Source organism: Streptomyces corchorusii, from assembly GCF_001514055.1.
GTDB classification, from domain to species: domain Bacteria; phylum Actinomycetota; class Actinomycetes; order Streptomycetales; family Streptomycetaceae; genus Streptomyces; species Streptomyces olivaceoviridis.
The window spans coordinates 79,511-96,340 of the sequence record NZ_KQ948378.1; the positions used below are offsets into that span (position 1 = coordinate 79,511).

The 16,830-nt window shown below is 72.5% G+C and carries 12 protein-coding genes and 1 pseudogene; 6 read left to right on the plus strand and 7 right to left on the minus strand.

Annotated elements, in window-relative coordinates; translation table 11 throughout:
- The first annotated feature begins 14 nt into the window (after positions 1 to 14).
- Positions 15 to 899: an MBL fold metallo-hydrolase gene (locus tag AQJ11_RS42365; RefSeq protein ID WP_059267011.1), complete on the plus strand. Its 885-nt coding sequence runs from the start codon at positions 15 to 17 to the stop codon at positions 897 to 899.
- A 174-nt stretch (positions 900 to 1,073) separates the two neighbouring features.
- Here the strand turns inward: AQJ11_RS42365 and AQJ11_RS42370 are convergent, their stop codons facing one another.
- The 3 genes from AQJ11_RS42370 to AQJ11_RS49575 all read right to left on the minus strand — a co-directional run bounded on the left by AQJ11_RS42370 (position 1,074) and on the right by AQJ11_RS49575 (position 3,122).
- Complete coding sequence (locus tag AQJ11_RS42370; protein WP_059267012.1) at positions 1,074 to 1,940, minus strand: SGNH/GDSL hydrolase family protein; 867 nt, start codon at positions 1,938 to 1,940, stop codon at positions 1,074 to 1,076.
- 528 nt (positions 1,941 to 2,468) lie between these two features.
- Positions 2,469 to 2,975, minus strand: coding sequence for a hypothetical protein (locus tag AQJ11_RS42375; protein ID WP_175252005.1), 507 nt, complete (start codon positions 2,973 to 2,975; stop codon positions 2,469 to 2,471).
- Positions 2,976 to 2,981: 6 nt separating this feature from the next.
- The gene (locus tag AQJ11_RS49575; RefSeq protein ID WP_159061806.1) at positions 2,982 to 3,122 is read right to left on the minus strand and encodes a hypothetical protein; all 141 of its coding nucleotides are present in this window, start codon (positions 3,120 to 3,122) and stop codon (positions 2,982 to 2,984) included.
- 374 nt (positions 3,123 to 3,496) lie between these two features.
- Here AQJ11_RS49575 and AQJ11_RS42380 point away from each other — a divergent pair, with 374 nt between their 5' ends.
- Together AQJ11_RS42380 and AQJ11_RS51950 are read left to right on the plus strand one after the other, a co-directional pair.
- Positions 3,497 to 4,144, plus strand: coding sequence for a hypothetical protein (locus tag AQJ11_RS42380; RefSeq protein WP_059267013.1), 648 nt, complete (start codon positions 3,497 to 3,499; stop codon positions 4,142 to 4,144).
- Positions 4,145 to 4,747: 603 nt separating this feature from the next.
- Positions 4,748 to 4,889: pseudogene (locus AQJ11_RS51950) on the plus strand (sigma factor-like helix-turn-helix DNA-binding protein); the annotation flags it as partial.
- A gap of 669 nt (positions 4,890 to 5,558) precedes the next feature.
- On the opposite strand, the gene AQJ11_RS42385 reads toward AQJ11_RS51950, so the two are convergent.
- Both AQJ11_RS42385 and AQJ11_RS42390 read right to left on the minus strand, forming a co-directional pair.
- A complete protein-coding gene (locus AQJ11_RS42385) occupies positions 5,559 to 6,497 on the minus strand; it encodes an alpha/beta fold hydrolase (protein WP_059267014.1) in 939 nt (312 codons plus the stop codon).
- Positions 6,498 to 6,608: 111 nt separating this feature from the next.
- Positions 6,609 to 7,589: an RNA polymerase sigma factor gene (locus AQJ11_RS42390; protein ID WP_059267015.1), complete on the minus strand. Its 981-nt coding sequence runs from the start codon at positions 7,587 to 7,589 to the stop codon at positions 6,609 to 6,611.
- Between the two features lie 877 nt (positions 7,590 to 8,466).
- On the opposite strand from AQJ11_RS42390, the gene AQJ11_RS42395 reads away from it, so the two are divergent.
- Positions 8,467 to 9,486 carry a M28 family peptidase gene (locus AQJ11_RS42395; protein ID WP_059267016.1) on the plus strand — a complete coding sequence of 340 codons (1,020 nt, stop codon included), beginning with the start codon at positions 8,467 to 8,469 and terminating at the stop codon, positions 9,484 to 9,486.
- A 58-nt stretch (positions 9,487 to 9,544) separates the two neighbouring features.
- On the opposite strand, the gene AQJ11_RS42400 is transcribed toward AQJ11_RS42395, so the two are convergent.
- The gene (locus tag AQJ11_RS42400; protein ID WP_059267017.1) at positions 9,545 to 9,988 is read right to left on the minus strand and encodes an SsgA family sporulation/cell division regulator; all 444 of its coding nucleotides are present in this window, start codon (positions 9,986 to 9,988) and stop codon (positions 9,545 to 9,547) included.
- A gap of 937 nt (positions 9,989 to 10,925) precedes the next feature.
- Complete coding sequence (locus tag AQJ11_RS42410) at positions 10,926 to 13,685, minus strand: helix-turn-helix transcriptional regulator (RefSeq protein ID WP_059267019.1); 2,760 nt, start codon at positions 13,683 to 13,685, stop codon at positions 10,926 to 10,928.
- Positions 13,686 to 14,172: 487 nt separating this feature from the next.
- Between AQJ11_RS42410 and AQJ11_RS42415 the strand changes: the two genes are divergently transcribed.
- Positions 14,173 to 15,141 carry an NAD(P)-dependent oxidoreductase gene (locus AQJ11_RS42415; protein WP_059267020.1) on the plus strand — a complete coding sequence of 323 codons (969 nt, stop codon included), beginning with the start codon at positions 14,173 to 14,175 and terminating at the stop codon, positions 15,139 to 15,141.
- 234 nt (positions 15,142 to 15,375) lie between these two features.
- On the plus strand, positions 15,376 to 16,770 hold the full coding sequence (locus AQJ11_RS42420; protein WP_244218643.1) for an FAD-binding oxidoreductase: 1,395 nt from the start codon (positions 15,376 to 15,378) through the stop codon (positions 16,768 to 16,770).
- Positions 16,771 to 16,830: the final 60 nt, after the last annotated feature.

A 16,830-nucleotide genomic window follows, 5' to 3' on the forward strand; every position in this document is an offset into this window, starting at 1 on the left:
GGAGGGGAAACGACATGCACATCGGAACGCTGAACCGGCAGTCCGCCGTCCGGTCGCTCGTACTGGGTGACGTACGTCTGACCTATGTCGTGGACGGCGCGATGGCCATGCTGCCGTCGGGTTTCTTCCCAGGTTTCGCCGAGGACTACTGGGACGCCCACCCGGAGCTCCTCGACGAGGAGGGCCGGGTGGCCATGTCGGCGGGCGGCCTGCTGGTCGAACGCGACGGCCGCCGCCTGCTCATCGACGCCGGCATGGGGCCCGTACGCGGGCCGGTCCACGTCTCCGGCGAACCGGTGGGACACAGCGACTGCGGTGCGCTCCTCCAGGTGCTCGCCGCGCTCGGGCACACACCCGAGGATATCGAGGCGGTGGCCTTCACCCACCTGCACGTCGATCACACCGGCTGGGCGTTCACACCGGGGAAGACCTTCCCGAAGGCCCGCTACCTCGTCGCCGCCCGGGAATGGGCCCCGCACAGCTGTGGCACGACCGTCCCGGGCGCCCCGGCGGCGGACATCCTCACCCTCATCGGTGCGGCCCACACCCCCATCGACGACGGCGAAGAGGTCTTTCCCGGGGTGCGTGCGCTGGTCACTCCGGGCCATTCCCCGGGACACACCTCGTACGTCATCACCGCCGGCAGCGAGCGGCTGGTCGTGCTCGGCGACGTGTTCCACACGCCGGCGCAGCTGGCGCATCCCGAGTGGCCGTCGCGGCCCGACGTGGACCAGGGCGGGGTGATGGCCGCACGCAAGCGCATCGCGGCGGAACTTGAGCGGCCGGGAACGCTCGGCTTCGCGTTCCACTTCGGCGACCAGGCCTTCGGACGCCTGGCGGGCACCGACTGGGTGCCGGTCCCCGCTCGGGCACTCCTCCCGACTCCCCGGACGGTGTGACGGAAGCACGCGGGCCGGGACGACGGCGTGGCAGGCGTTCGCCGGCACCTCGGGCCGGACCGGCGTACCGGCCCCGGGCCGTTCGCCTGTCTCAAGACAGCGGGCGGCGCGCGCCCCACGCACAGCGGAGGCCGGTCCGGTACAACGAGGTACCGGACCGGCCTCCGCGTGGGGTCAGCGGTGCCAGGAGTGACGTGGGAGGGCGGTCTCTACGGCCGAGGCCATCACGCGCTCACCCGTGGCGTTCGGGTGCACCGGCGCCGCCGGCGTCTCGGGGGCGAAGGTCTCGATCCACCGCTCACCGGTCGGCTCGCAGAGGTCGTGACCGACGGTCGGCGTGTACGTGTTCACGTACCGCGCCCCGCCCTTGACGGCCTGACGGGCCAGCATCGCGTTGAGTTCCTTCTCCTTGTCGCGAAGCCAGGCGAAGTCACCCATGGCGAGCGGCACCGTCTTGCTGGTGCAGCCCACGCCGTCGTCGGGGAAGAGGTCGGGGTAGCCGACCACCACGACCCGGGCGTGCGGCGCACGCTGGTGGATGCCACGCAGCACCTGGGCGACCTTGGGCCCGGTCCGGGCGATCGCGTCCGAGATCCGGTCCGCCCCGGTGCCCGTGAAGTGGGTCCGGCAGGGGGTGCCGGCCGGATCGGTGGCCGTGAGCTGGGCGCAGGTGCCCAGCACGGTCGAGAAGCCGATGTCGTTGCCGCCGATCGTCAGGGTGACCAGGTCGGTTCTCCGGTTGACGGCGTCGAGTTGGGCCGGCACGCCGTCGGCCTGAGGGGCCGTCAGGTCGGCGGTGGTGGCGCCCGAGCAGCTGACGTCCGTCAGCGTCGCGCTCCTGGACTGCGCGATCAGCGAGGGGTAGTTCTGGCTGGAGCGCAGGCAGGTGGCGTCGACCTGGGTGGGGACGAGCGGCGCGGAGGCGTACGAGTCGCCGAGAGCGACGTAGTCCACCGTGGTCCGGCCCGCCGTCACCGTGCTCGCCGCGGCCGTTCCGGCCGGGGCGAGAGCGGCCCTGGCGAAGAGCAGTGCGGCACCCACCGTGAGTGCGCGTCCCGCGCGGGAGGTGGGAAGCGGTTTCCTCAAGATCTGTCCTTCCGTGATCGGTCGCGGGGGCTCCGCCGGGCATGGTCGTCAGGGGCCGGGCGGAGCACCCACCCTTCACACGTATCCGAAGGCGCTCAGGTGCCGGGTGCTCGGATAACGAATCGGACACTGCTGTTCCGTCGACGGCAGGCTGTACACACCGCACCCGACGCGGGCCGCCCGGGTGCGGTCGCGGCGGTGACGGCCGACCCCTGCGCACTGATCGACCACCGGCCCGCCCGGCGCGGCCCACGAAGGGGCGAGACGGACCGAGCTGGTGAACCGGCCCGCCGTCGGCGTCGCTGTCGCCGTCGACCGTCCGGCCGGTCTGGAGGGAACTCGGGCGTCCTCAACTCGCCTTGCTCCACACGGCCGTCAAGCACATCGATCGGGGGCACGGCTGTACGAGGGGCGGCCCACTCGTCCCGCGAACGCGGCGGTGTCCGGCTGGTGGACAGCCCGCTCGCGGGACGAGGGCGGAGGTCAGGCGTCGGGCGTCAGCAGGGTGTACATGACCGAACGCTGCTGCTTGTGACGCTGGATGCGACCCTTGGCGACCAGCGACTCAAGGGTGTTGCGCACCACCTGCGGGGTGGGGGCGCGGTCCGGGTACTTCGCCATCAGCTCGTCCCGCAGTTCCTTCGCCAGCCGCGGCTCGTCGTGGTGGCTGAGCAGATCCGTGAGCAGGTCACCGAGCAGAGGCTGGCGCGACTTCCCCTTCGCGCCAGCCTGCGCCGCGCCTGCACCAGGAGCGCGCTTCGGCTTCCCGACGGCCGGCTCGTCCTGTAGCTGCTCCGGCAGACGCGATGCGTCCGCGAAGCCCTCGTACCGCTCGGTGAGGTTCAGGATGTCGGCCAGGAGTGCCTCCTCCTGCTTCAACACCTCGATCTTGGACGCCAGCTCCTGCTGCCGTCGGCGGTTCTCCTCCAGGTCCGATGCGGCTTGTTCCACGTACCGCGATCGGAGTGTGGCGGCTGACTGTGTGGTCAAGACCATTCACTCCTCGATATGGATGACGTTGCGCATGGTACCCACGCCGGAGGCCCTGTGCGGGAAAGTGTCAACGCCGAATGGTTCGCCGGGCATGTTCACTGTGCCTTCGGGTGGAAAAGTGATGCCGACGTCTTCTACCCGCATGAGTCGGCTCCTGAACAGGAAAATGCCCGGTAGGTGTGCCGACGGACCGCGCGCCGCTCCCGCGTCGGACCTGCCGGCCGTATGACAACGTTGCCGGACACGTGGGTCCGTTCGGAAGGCCGTCGTGACGGCAGGGTGCTCGCCGGCGGAGGGCGGCGGCACTTCTTCGCAGGGCGATATGTGTGCCAGGATACATGTGACCGAGTAACGGACGGGTGAACTCCGCGTAAGGCTCATCCGTTCATCCTCATGGCGGGCTCCGGCCCGCCGGGCGACCGCTCCCCGAGGCCCGCGTCACCGGCGGGCCGGTCCGGCGCGGCACGATCGACCCGCTCGCCTTCACGAGGCGACGAGCTGGTGAGAGGAGGGGCCCCTTGCACGTTCTCATCCCCGACGATCCGGTGTTCTTCGCGAAGTTCGAGAGCCTTGAGGAGCCGCTCCTCCGGCACCTCCACCGACTGCACAGCGAGGGGCTTGAGACCGACGACGAGGACGTCATCTCGGACGCCTACGACAGTTGGGTGCACGTACTGGTGCAGCTGCCGCTGTGGTTCGAGTGGTACGCCACGAGCCGGTCCGCCGGCCCCACGCCGGGTGACCGGGCCCAGACAAGGTACGTGCTGTACGGTCCGGGCGGCGACCAGCTGACGAGCCTGTACCCGGTGGAGGTCGCGGCGGCCGACCTCGGGAACCTGATCGCCTGCCTGGAACTGTTCGCCGCGGCCGACCAGACGCGGAGCGCGGCGGCGAGCGAGGCCGGCACCGGGACACCTGCCCCACCGCCGGGACGGGAGCAGGTCCTCCCCGACGCTCTCCGGCGGGTCCTGGACGTACTGCTGCTGTCGCCGTCGGACGGGCTGCTGGACACCCTGCGGCAGGCCGGTGCCCTGGAGCCGGTCGTCTCGGTGACGCTGTCGGCCGAGCAGGAGACGGACTACCGGCGCTTCTGCGAGGACATCGTGGCCATACTCAGCTCCGGCGACGCGTTCGCCTACCGCAACCACCGCGCCCTGTACTTCTGAAGGCGGAGCGGTACGGGGGAGAGCGCAGGGCGGCCACCGGCGTGGGGCGCCGGTGGCCGGATGTGTCCTGTGCCGGGCGGGTCCGGGACCTGCCGCGCAGGGGATCGCCATGATCACCAGCAGCGCCTGCCCTGCGCACGGAGCACGTCGAAGCCTCGGCGAGCATCACGTTCTCGTCCACGGTCCGGTACGGCGGCAGGGGGAAGGACTGGGAGACGAATCCGATACGGCTGCATGACCGACAGGCGCTCCCCGCGACGGACCGTCGGGTCCACCTCCCGCAGGGCGTGCACCGGGGGTCGGCGTCGAAGACCCGGCCGACCGAGTCGAGTCGGAGCACGACGTCCGAGTCCGGTGCCTCGTCGCGCGGAGGGCGCCCAGCCGGACGCCGGCCAGGCTCACTCCGACCTCTGCGGCTCGTACCCCTCGCGGCTGCCGTCCGTGCGAGTCATGTGTGATCACCAGGTGTGTCCGGACCGGCGCGGGTACCGCGCATCACGTTCGACTGCCTCGACAAGGCGGGAGGCGGGGCGGGTTGTACCGCGTCCTCACATGTGACAGGTGTGAAGCCACCTTCGGGAACAGGAGCGGAATGAGCGCGGCGTCCGGCGGTTGCCGGCGCGGCAGCGGGCGGTGGTGGTCCTGCGGTACTTCGGGGAACTGAGCGTGCAGGAGACCGCGCACGTGCTGGGCTGTCACCCGGGCACCGTGAAGCCAGGCGGCCAAGGCGCTGAAGACGCTGTGAGCGGAACTGGACACCGTGCCCGGGGTAGGGAAGGGGATCAGTATGGCCGCCGAGCCCGATGAGGAGCAGTGGGACGAGACGGAGCGCGCGGTCCGCAGCCTCCTTCAGGCCGCGGTTCCGGCGCTCCGCCCCTCGTCCGAGCGGATGGCCGGCATCCGGCGGAAGGCGCGGCCCCGGCGCACCGGTGCGTCTGCTCGGGCCGGCACGGGCCGTTGAGGTCACACTGCCGCGAGGGTGGTACGCCGTGTCCGTCGACGACGCGCGCGGGGGACCGGTGGCGTTCCTCGCGTCCCAGCCCCTGTCACGGCCGGCCCGCGGCACGTGTGTGAGCGGCACACCTGACGCCGTGGGCACCTGCCGGCCGCTCGCGCACCCCGGTCCCCGAGGCGACGAGTGCCGCCCTGTCCGGCCTTCCGAACAGCATCAGCCTGACCGACGGCACCTGACCTGCCCGGCGCACGATCATGCCGTGCCGGTCCGTGGCCGGGCGAGAGCCCAGCGGACCCCGCCCCGGAGCGGACGCGCCCGGCCGGGTGTCGTGTCAAGGCGCGGAGGACGGCCACGGCCCCACTCCGCTCCGCGAACCCGGCACCGCGGAGCGCGCCCCCGCCGAGGTACCCGTGCGCCGGCCGGGGCGGGCCGGCGCACGGCGCGTCGGGGGACGCGGTGCTATGCGGCCTGGCCCCGCGGCGCCGTCTCCCTGACGAAGTCGCGGACCGCGTCCGCGAACCTCTCGGGCTCCTCGATGTGCCCCATGTGACCGCTGTTCTCCAGCACCAGCAGCCGGGAGTCGGGGATCAGGTCGTCCAGTTCCAGACCCCAGCGCAGTCCGCAGATCACGTCGTGTCGGCCCACGACGACCAGGGACGGTACGGTCAGCTCCTTGAGCGCGGCCCGGTCGTCGACGACGTCGGGGGTGAGGTTCTCGTCCAGGCCCGAGATGTAGGTGGCCCGGACCGCGTCCCGGAAGGGCGCGAACTTCTCCTCGTCGCCCCAGTAGTCGGCGAAGTAGGACGGCAGCACGCCCCGGGCGACCGCCACGGTGTCCTCGTCGCTGGACATGCCGGACATCGCCTCGAACGCGGCCAGCACGTCGGGCAGCCCCGGGTGGCCGGCGTGCTTGGCCACGAACGCCTCCACCATGCGGGCCGCCTCCGCGCCGTGTTCGGGCCCCGTGACGGGAGCGCCCTCGTAGAGCACGACTCCCGCCAGCTGTCCGGGGCGGTGCAGGGCGTGGTAGGCGGCCACGAAGGCGCCGTGCGAGTGTCCCAGCAGGTGCACCTCGGGCACCCCGAGCCGGTTGATCAGTGCCTCCAGGAAGCTGCTGTAGCGCTCCCGGGTGTAGCCGTGCGGGTGCGAGGGCAGACGGCTGTCCTCGGCGGTGCCCACGGGCTCGACGTACACCATGGTCAGGTGGTCCTCCAGGGCGGGCATCCGCAGGTACTCCCAGAAGATGCCGGGCCCGCCCGAGTGGGCCACGCACACCGGGCCGGTGCCGTGGACGTGATAGCGCTGTACCACTCCGGCCAGCTCGTAGGTGTGCGTGCCGGGGGAGAGGGGGTCGGTGTCGGGGGTCATGCCGTCGTGGTGGGCGTTGGACGCGGTCATCGGGGCCTCCATGAGCCTGTGAATGCGGGATCGCACCGACACGACGCCGCCCGGACGGGAAAGTTGGATCGTGCTGATGTGATCCGGGCCACATGACCGGAGGGGTGCGGTTCAGGCCGCCACGGGCTCGGCGGGCGTCTCCGGGCGGGGGCTGTGGTACAGGGAGACCCGGTCGACGCGTCCCGCGTCCAGCGTCATGATCCAGGCGACTCCGGGCGGGCAGTGGTCCGGGTCGTCCGCCGGGCTGATCAGGTCCATCTCCCACACCACCAGGGAGCGGCCGGCCACGATGTGACGAGGCCGCTGGCGCACCCCCGCCGACAGGTCGCAGTCCATGCCCGCCAGCAGCAGGTCGGCACCGCCGAGCCGTTCCCCGCCCACCAGCAGCGCGACCCCGGAGGAGTAGCGGTCCCTGACCACCTTGCCGAACTCGCCGCGCTCCGCTGCCGCGAGCGTGTCGTGCGCCTCGCGCCAGCTCTCCGCCGTACGGCGCAGCACGTCTTCGTGCCCACAGTCCACCGTGTCCGCCAGGGTCCGGGCCAGTGCGGCGCGGGCCTGGTGCAGGCGGCTGCGCACGGTACGCACCGGCACCGCACAGGCCTCGGCGATCTGCTGGTAGGAAGTGATCCCGGTGGAGAAGTAGCGCAGGACCACCGGCAGCCGCAGGGTGGGGGACAGCGACTCGACCGCCTCCCAGATCCAGTCCCGCAGCGCATGGCTCTCCAGCACCTGCTCGGGAGTGCCGCCGTCCTGCGGCAGCGGCACCTCGTCCGGCGGCACCTCGTCCAGGGACCGCGTCCGCCAGGAGGCCCGCAGCAGGCCGCGGCAGTGGTTGCGTACGACCATGCGCAGCCACGGTCCCACGGCTTCGGGATCGCGTACGTCCACGATCCGCCGGAGCGCCACCAGCGCCGCCTCCTGCATGACGTCGTCCACGTCGGGTCCCGGCCCCAGCAGGCTGAGTGCCACCGCGCGCATCCTGGGCCGGTGCCGCTCCAGCAGCAGGGCCAGGGCCGACACATCGCCCGCCTGCGCGGCCCGGGTCAGGGCTGCGTCTTCCCACGCCCCGGCGTCCTCCCGCAACCCACCCATACCTTGTCCTTCACACCGAGGCACCTGAGTCCCTTCGACTCTAACGTTCCGAAGAGCGTGTCCGCCCGTTTCCTCGCCCCCGACTGACACGTGTGAGGATAGGGTGTGGCATCGGCCGGTGGCCGTGGCGTACGGAAAGGCTGGCCCGTGACATGTCCGAGGAACCGACGAGGTCCTTCGAGGTCCGCTGGGACGACATCGACCTGAACGGCCGTCCGCGGAACACGAGATGCCTGGAGTACGCCGCCACGGCATGGCTCGGCTTCCTGACCGGCTCCGGACGGGGGCCCAAGGAGCCGGCGAAGGCCGGGGTCGCGGCCGTCTCGCCCGGCGAGGAGGTCCGCTGTCCGCGCGAGGTCTTCCCGCTCGCAAGGGTCGTGGTCGGCTCGCGCGTCGTCGGTCTGGCGAGGAGGGGGGGCACGGTGGCGGTTCGAACACCGCTTCGCTCGGGAGAGCGGGGAGGAAGTGGCCGTCGTGCGCACCCTGGGGGCGTGGACCGACCTCCGTGCCCGCAGGACCGCCCCGCCGCCGTCCGGCCCGCCGGCCGTGGTGTCCTCCGCGCGGGCGGACGACTGCGAAGTGATCACGTCGACGTCACGAAAGGCTTCCGAGGGGCGGGCGTGGGTGGAGCAGCCGTCCCCACGTCAGGGAAGAACGTGGGGACGGCCGCTCCTTTCCTGCGGCCGGGCCAGCCGATGAACACACCGGCCACAGGAGTCCTTCTCTGGATGAACGGACTTGCGAGCGGCGCGGGTTCACGGATCGGGGGACGAAATTGCGCCCGGAGCGTTTCCCTCCCGTCCCTCGTCCCGGCGGCCGGGTGCCCGGCTCCCGGCCGCCGCGCCCTCCTCGATCCCCGCGGTGATCGGAGTACCGGATGACGAACGACCCGACGGCGGTGCCCCGCCGGGACCCCCGACCGGATGCCGGCAGGCTCCGGCGGCACGTGGAGTTCCTCGCCGCCGAGCCGCGCAGCCGGCTTCGGGCGCCGGACATGATGGAACGCGCCGAGGCGTACGTGCACGACGAACTGACCGCGGCGGGCTGGCTGGTGCGGCGACAGCCGTTCGACGTGCGCTGGCAGGTCGGCGCGACCGACCGGCACGGACATCGGGCCCTCGCCCTCAAACCCCGGCTCCATCCGCGGCTGCGCGGCGCGAACCTCATCGCCGAGCTGCCCGGCCGCGGCGCCGGGCCGGCCGTGGTGATCGGCGCGCACCTGGACAGCGTCAGCGGCAGTCCGGGCGCGGACGACAACGCCTCGGGTGTCGCGGTGGTCCTGGAGACGGCACGGCTGCTGGCCGCCTCGCCCGTCGCCCCGCGCGTCGTCCTGGCGGTGTTCGACATGGAGGAGCTCGGTCTCATCGGCGCCCGCCAGGCCGCCCGGGAGCTGGTCCGCGACGGCGGTGTGCGCGGGATGATCTGTCTGGAGTCGGTCGGCTACTTCGCCGGCGACCCGGGGACGCAGCGTCTGCCCGCCGGCTTCGCACGGATCTTCCCCGAGGCGTCCGCCGCGACCCGCGCCGAGGGCTACCGGGGCGACTTCACCCTGGTGGTGCACCGCCGTTCCTCGGCCGCCGCCGCCGAGACCTGGAAGCGGGCCGCCGCGGCGGCCTCCCCGTCCGTCAGCGGACTGCTGCTGCGCGACCCGCGCCCCGACGGACTGCTCGGACTGCTGATCGGACTCGCCGTGCCGCCGGCCAACCACCTGGGACGCAGTGATCACGCGCCGTTCTGGAACCGGGGTGTTCCCGCGCTCATGCTCACGGACACCGCGAACTTCCGGAATCCGCACTATCACCGGTCCACGGACGTGCCGGGGACGCTCGACTACGACCGGCTCACCGCCGTCACCGAGGCGACCGCGGTGACGGCGGTCTCGTGGGCGTCACCATGACGGGGAGCGGGCGATCCGGCGGGTGGCCCGGTCTCCGCTCATGCCGGTCGGCGCGGGGTCACAGACCGGCGTGGGCGAGGTCCCAGTCGACCCCGGCCAGCTCGTGCTGCGCCGGAACCAGCTCATAGGTGTGCTCCAGCCACTCCGCCAGCGCGGGCGCCGGCAGCTCGAACAGGGCCGCCATGTCGCCGGAGGCAAGCTGGAGCCAGGCGGTCGCCCGGGCCTGCGGCTTCGAAGGCCACATCCGGACGTCGCCGAGTCCGCTCAGCGCGTACAGACCCTGCTGAAGGACGTCCCGCCCGATGCGCCACGAGGCCCGCGGCCCGCCTTCGACGAGGAACTCCACGGCCACGACCCAAGGGGACCGCGGGTCGAACCGGAACTCCGCTCTGACGGCCTGCCGGGTCGCCACGTCCAGCACGCGCTCGATGTCCAGCGCCAGCTCGTGACAGTCGTGCGATGCCGCTCGACGGGTCCGTACCCCTGGGTGCTTGCCGCTCATGACGCGTGGATCCTTCGCTGTGGGGGAGGGTGACCCCACCTACTGTCGCCGTCCCGGGTGCGTCGTACATAGGTAACTTGACGGTTCTCGTGCACCCGACCGCTGAGTCGGTCCGTGGCGGCCGTCCGTCAAAAGGACGTCCACCCGCTCTCCCGGCGGCCTTCTCCGGCCCCGTGCCGGGGACCGGTGCCGGTGATCGTCTTGCTCGGAGGAACCAGCCGTGAACCGCACTCCCGTCGTCTTCCTCCATGGCGCGTGGCTGCACGCGCTGTCCTTCGAGTCGTGGGCGGACCGCTTCGCCGGCAGAGGGTTCCTCGCCGTCGCCCCCGGATGGCCGGGCGAGGCGGCCACCGTCCGCGCGACGCGGGCGCTTCCCGAGGCACTCGGCGGCCTCGGTCCGGACACCCTGACGGACCACTACGGCGGGATCGTGCGGGCCTTCGACACCCCGCCGGTGATCGTCGGACACTCGGTCGGCGGCCTCATCGCCCAGCACCTCCTCGCCGTCGGATGGGGCCGGGCCGCGGTGTCGATCGCGCCCGCGCCGATCAACGACGTCCCGCTGCCCCACTGCCCGGCCCGGCCGTGGACGCCGGACCACGCGGACCCCGGGGACCGGCTGGTGTCCCTGTCCCCCGAACGGTTCCGCGCGGTGTTCGCCGACACCGCGCCGGCGGAGGAGTCCGGCCGGATCTTCGAGCGTTACGCGATGCCCGCACCACGCCGGCTGCTCGCCGACCTCGGGTGCGCTGGCGTCGACGTCGCCCGGGCCGGCCGCGGCCCGCTCCTGTTCATCTCCGGGCGGGAGGACCGGCTGGTACCCGGCGCCGTCACCCGTGCCGTCTCGGCCGGCTCGGCGGCCAGGACGTCCGCGCGTTCGGCCGGAGACCGACACCGCACCTGCGCGGCGCGGTCACCCGCCGTCCCGGCCGGTCCCTCACACGCTCTGCTCGTCGCGGAGCTTGCCCAGCGCGTCACGGAGCGCGGCCCGCGAGCTGATGCCCAGTTTGGGGAAGACCCGGTAGAGGTGGGAGCTGACCGTGCGCGGCGACAGGTGCATCCGCTGGCCGATCTCCTTGTTGGTCAGGCCGCCGGCGGCGAGGTCGGCGATCCGGCGTTCCTGCCAGGTCAACGCGGCGAGGTGGGCGGTGGACGCCTGGGCGGGGGTGCCGGTGGTCCTGAGTTCGGCACGGGCCCGTTCGGTCCACGTGGTGGCGCCGAGGCGTTCGAACGCCTCCGCCGCCAGGGTCAGGGGCGGACGCGCGGCCTTGCGCCCCTGGGTGTGGCGCAGCCGGATGCCGTGGGCGAGACGGATCCGGGCCAGCTCGAAGGGGAAGCGGGTCCCGGCGGGGTGGTTCTCGACCCGGTCGTAGCACCGGTCGGCCTCGGCGGGGTCGGTGGCGGTCATGGCGAGGGCGCCGTAGGTGACGAGGGCGAGGCGGGGGGAGATCTCGGGGAGTCCCGCCTGCTGGGCGGCCAGGGCGTGACCGCGTGCCTGCTCGGAGCGGCCGGTGTGCAGGGCGGCCTCGACGAGGTCGAGCAGGGTGCGGGACGCCTGGTGGGCGTAGGGCTCGAAGGCGCTGGGCGGTGTGATGCCGATCGCGTGGAGGTAGGCGGCTTCGTAGTCGCCCTCGCTGAGGGCCGCGGCGGTGCCGATGGCGTCGGCGATCTGGGTGAGGAAGCCGATGCCCCGGGGACGGGCCCAGGCGTCGACGGAGGCTTGCAGTTCCCGTGCCCGTTCGACCTCGCCGCGCATCGCCGCGAGCAGACCGAGATACGCCTTGCTGTGGTGGGCGAACAACGTGTGCTGATGGGATGTCATCAGCTCCAGCCCGCGCCGTCCGGTGCGGTCCGCCTCGTCCCACTCACCGACGGCGATCTGGTCCAGCATGATCAGGTGCAGCATGGTCATGCCGGAGACCAGGGCCCCGGTCTCCAGTTCGCGGTCCACGATGCGCTGGAGATGCGGCCGGTACTGACTGAGCGTGTCCACGTGGTAGGCGGCGACCGACAGCCTGCTGATGTCCCAGGGGTCCAGCGCGCCGAGGTCGGCGAAGGCCCGCTCCACCCGCTCGTGCACACCCGCTCCCCGACGCACCACATCGCCCCAGGCGTCCTGGTAGATGCGCGAGTGCGGGGACACCAGGTCGCCGAGCGAGTCGATGAGCCCATGCGCCCGCTCCCAGGACGTCGCGTCGCCGGCGTACTGGTTGATGGCCAGCAGCAGGTTCACCAGCCGGGTGAGGACCTCGTTCGGCCCCCCGCCGTCACGGAGGCTCTCGATGGCCGCCAGCACCTGGTGCTGGGAGGACCGGACGTCTCCGTCCTCGTAGAGCGCCACGTAGGCCGACGCCACCACCGAGGCGGGGGAGTCGGTCCTTCCCGCCGTCGAGTCGGCGCCGATCAGCTGCTGGGCCTGGTCGAGCCGGCCGGCGTGCCCGGCGATGAACGCAGCGTCGCCGAGTCTGCGGGACCGCTCCTCGTGGCTCTCGCTCAGCTCCGCGGCCCGGGTCAGCCAGGCGACGGCGGTCTGCGCGCCGCCCCGCCGGGTGGCCGATTCCGCCGCCGCCTCCAGCGCGGCGGCGACCTCGTCGTCCGGGTCGACCGTCGAGGCCCCGAGGTGGTACGCCCGCCGTTCCACGTCGTCGCGGTGCACCCGCGCGAGGGACGCGTGCGCCGCGCGCCGCTCGTTCGGGGTGGCGATCTGCACGGCGGTCGACCGGACCAGGGGGTGCCGGAACACGAAGTCGCCGTTGAGCGGGTCGATGTCCAGCAGACCGCAGGCGGCGGCCTCGTCGGCGTCCTTCATCCGGTAGCGCGCGCCACGGACGGCGCCGGCCGTCGTGCCCGCCGCCACACCGTCCAGGGCGCCGCGCAGCAGCTCCGCGCGTACGGCCTCCCCCAGGCCCTCGATACGAGCGCCGTAGACGTGCTGGAGCCGCAGGGGCAGCGCGACCCCGTTGTAGCCGAACGACTCCCCGGAGCCGCGGGCCGAGCGGTTGCCGCGCACATAGGGCGGCAGTTCCAGCAGGGCCAGCGGGTTGCCCTGGGCCTCGTCCAGGACGAGACGGCGGATCCGGGGGTCCAGGCCGGGGTGGTGCATGTCGAGGAGTTGCTCGGAGGCCTTCTCGGACAGGGTGGTCACCGGCAGGTGCGGCAGCGCGGCCGTGTCGAAGCCGGAGGCGAGGTCAGAGCGCAGGCCGACGGCGAGCTTCACCGAGCTGCCGGTGAGCCGGCGGCCCACGAATCCGCACACCTCGATGCTGGAGGCGTCCAGCCACTGGCCGTCGTCCAGCACCAGCAGGAGGGGCTTCTGCGACGCCGCGAGGGAGAGCAGGTCGAGGACGGCGATGCCGAGGGTCATGACGGACGGAGGTGTTCCCTCGCTCCTGCCGAAGACGACGTCGAAGACGCCTCGGTGGGTGTCGTCGAGCCGGTCGATGTAGGAGAGCAGCGGGTACAGGAACTGGTGCAGGCCGGCGAAGGGCAGCTCGGACTCGGCCTCGACCCCGGCGGCCCGGATCACCCGGTGCTTCTCGTGCGCCGCGAGGTCGGCGACGTGGTCCAGCAGGGCGCTCTTGCCGACACCCGTGTCGCCCCTCAGGACGAGGGACCGGCCCTCGGAGGCGGCCACGAACGCGGACAGCACCTCCTGCTCGTGTTCGCGTCCGACTATCGCTGCGAGTATCGGTTCCACCGTCCCCCACTCCCTTCCCCGCTGACCTCACACCCGGTGCGGACCGGCACACCTGTGCGCACGGGTGTGCCGGGCGCAGTGCGAGGCTACGCCGCCGTGTCCGCTCCGTCGCGGCGACGGCCGCCGTGGCCGTCCGTCTCCGGATCCGGGCCGGCGGCGCGTGCGATCCGCTCGCGGACGGCGGCCGGGTCGGTGGCGTCCGTGCCACCCGCCCCACCCCACCCGCACAGCAGCCTAGATGCCCCCGGGGGTTTCCGTCACGCGGTATGGCCGAAATGTTTCTTGTGTTCCTGAAAGACATCCGCCCGGCATGCTGTGCTGGATCCGGAGCACATGGCCCGGATCCAGCGGCTTGCTCACCGCGGCCGGCCGTGCGTCACGCCCCGTTCCCGTCCGCGGGTGGTGAGTCTCACGTGAACTCGTGCCGCCGGGGCATACGTCCACTCAACGGAATGAAACGATCACGCGGGAAGAAACTGAGGCAGCGATGAAGGACGGCGCGACGGTGTGGCTCCCGTACCGGAGGAACCGGATTCCGGGCCTGCCCGAAGGGCTCTCCTACGGGTACTGGGACGGAACGGGTCCGCTGCCCGGGGACCCGGCCGAGGTCCGCTTCCTCGTCGGCCCGCCGGTGCCCGGCGCCGAACACCTCCTGGGTCACGTCCTGCCGGGGATGCGCAACCTGGAGATGCTCCAACTGCTCGGCTCCGGCTACGACCACGTGATGCCGTTGCTTCACACGATGCCGGCCGGCACCCGGCTGGCCACCGGCTGCGAGGTGCGCCGCGTGGCCACCGCCGAACGCGCGGTCACGCTGCTGCGGGCCCTGTGCCGGGGACTCGACCGGTGCGCGGGCCACCCGTCCCCGGAGGAGTGGCGGCCACAGCCGTACACCACCCTGGTCGGCAAGCGCGTCCTGGTCATCGGCTACGGCGCCGTCGGCGCGGACGTCGCCGCCCGGCTCGGCGCGTTCCGCTGTGAGACGGTCGTGGTGGCCCGCACGGCCCGCACCACCCCGGCGGGGCGGGTGTACGGGGCGCAGGACCTGCCCGTGCTGCTGCCCACGGCGGACGCGGTCGTGGTGTGTGCGTCGCTCACCGGCCTGCCGGGCGGCATGTGGGGGGCGAACACGCTGGAGCTGCTGAAGGACGGTGCGCTGCTGGTGCACGTCGCCCCGGACGACCCGATGGACACGCAGGCGCTCGTACGGCAGGTGCGGGCGGGGCGGCTGCGCGTCGCACTCGACGCCACCGACCCGTGGCAACTGCCACCCGGTCATCCCCTGCGGCAGCTGCCCGGTGCCCTGATCACTCCCGATGCCGGGTTCGGCGACGCCTTCTCCCCGGCGAGCACGGACTTCCTGCGCCGCCAGCTGCACCGCTACGCACGGGGCGAGCAACTCGACAACGTCGTCCTGACCAACACCCGCCCCCGGACCGGCGAACGGGCTGCCTAGACACGGACGACACGGGGACAAGGCCCGGCAGCCTCGGCACAGCGGACGGGCCGGTATCCACACGCGGCACACGTGTGTATTTCGCCAGTATGTGAGACGGCCCTGCCCGAATGAACGGTCGGGTGTGTCCGGCTCGTTCCAGTGACGTCAGGGTGTGTCCCTGTGCGTCCCGCGTGTTCGGGCACGGATGGCCGACGGGACGCTCCGTATGTGTGCAGTGAGGTTGTGATCAGCGTGGCGAGTGTCAATTTCCGGCCGGAGGACCTGGCGGACCTGCGTGAGTCCGTGCGCGGGCCCGTCCTGGAGCCGGGAGCCGAGGGGTACGAGGAGGAGTGCGCCACGTTCAACCTGATCTGCGCCCTCCGTCCGGCCGTGGTGGTCGGGGCGACCGACGCCTCCGACGTGCGTGCCGCCGTCCGGTTCGCCGTGCGGCACGGCCTGCCCGTCGCGGTGAAGTCCGCGGCCCACCAGGTGGTCTCGTCGGCCGAGGGCGGCCTGCTGATCTCGACGCGGCGGATGCGGGGCATCGTCGTCGACGCGCCGGAACGCCTCGTGCGGGTCGAGGCGGGTGTCCGGTGGAACGACGTGCTGCCGCGCACCGCCGAGTTCGGCCTGGCCCCCCTCGTGGGCTCCGCCCCCGGCGTCGGCGTCGTCGGCTACACCCTGGGCGGCGGCCAGAGCCCGCTGCTGGGGCGGAGCCTGGGTTACGCGGCCGACCACGTCCGCCGGCTGACCATGGTCACCGCGGACGGAGAACTGCGCGAGGTGACCCCGCGCACCGAACCCGACCTGTTCTGGGCCGTGCTCGGCGGCAAGGGCAACTTCGGTGTGGTGACCGAGATCGAGTTCGAGGTGTTCCCGGTCTCCCGCTTCTACGGCGGCTGCGTCTACTTCCCCGGCGAGCACCTGGCCGAGGTGCTCAGCGCCTGGCGCGCCTGGCTGCCCACGGTCGGGGAGGACATGACCTCCTCCGTGGCCGTCCAGCGACTGCCCGACCTCCCGGTGCTGCCCGAGCCGCTCCGCGGCGCCTTCGTCGTCAGCCTGCGGATCGGCTACCTGGGATCGGCCGCCGACGGCGCCGACCTGATCGCGCCGCTGCGCGCGGCGGCACCGGCGCTGATCGATCTGGTGGGGGAGAAGCCGTTCTCCGCCATCGGGGAGATCCACATGGACCCGGTCGACCCGATGCCCTACTGCGACCGCAGTGCCTGCCTCACGGAGTTCTCCGAGGAGACGGAACGGGCGCTGGTGGAACTGGTCGGCCCGGAGTCCGGGTGCACGCTGGCGAACGTCGAGATCCGGGCCCTCGGCGGTGCCTTCGACCGGGAGCCGGCCGTCCCCAACGCGGTGTCCAGCCGTGGCCTCCCGTACGTCGTCTTCGGTTTCGCGGTGGGGGCGCCGGGCCAGGAGGAGGCGCTGCGGGCCGGCCTCGCGAAGGTGGTCGACGGGCTGAGCCCCTGGGCGGCGGGGCGCAACATGGTGAACTTCCTCTCCCCGGACGAGGCGACCGACGCCGAGGGAGTGCGCGAGGTGTACGGGCCGGAGCGGTTCGAGCGGCTCACCGCGGTGAAGAAGCAGTACGACCCGACCAACGTCTTCCGCTTCAACCACAACGTCCTGCCCGCCTGATCCGGGCGGTGACGGAGCGTTCCCCCCGGTGGAGGTGGTGCGCCTGCACCCGGGGGTCGC

Bases quoted from the DNA above. Each gene is read 5' to 3' on its own strand.
- AQJ11_RS42365 (WP_059267011.1), top strand. From the start codon at position 15: ATGCACATCGGAACGCTGAACCGGCAGTCCGCCGTCCGGTCGCTCGTA.
- AQJ11_RS49575 (WP_159061806.1), bottom strand. From the start codon at position 3,122: ATGCGGGTAGAAGACGTCGGCATCACTTTTCCACCCGAAGGCACAGTG.
- AQJ11_RS42385 (WP_059267014.1), bottom strand. From the start codon at position 6,497: ATGACCGCGTCCAACGCCCACCACGACGGCATGACCCCCGACACCGAC.
- AQJ11_RS42390 (WP_059267015.1), bottom strand. From the start codon at position 7,589: ATGGGTGGGTTGCGGGAGGACGCCGGGGCGTGGGAAGACGCAGCCCTG.
- AQJ11_RS42395 (WP_059267016.1), top strand. From the start codon at position 8,467: ATGACGAACGACCCGACGGCGGTGCCCCGCCGGGACCCCCGACCGGAT.
- AQJ11_RS42400 (WP_059267017.1), bottom strand. From the start codon at position 9,988: ATGAGCGGCAAGCACCCAGGGGTACGGACCCGTCGAGCGGCATCGCAC.
- AQJ11_RS42415 (WP_059267020.1), top strand. From the start codon at position 14,173: ATGAAGGACGGCGCGACGGTGTGGCTCCCGTACCGGAGGAACCGGATT.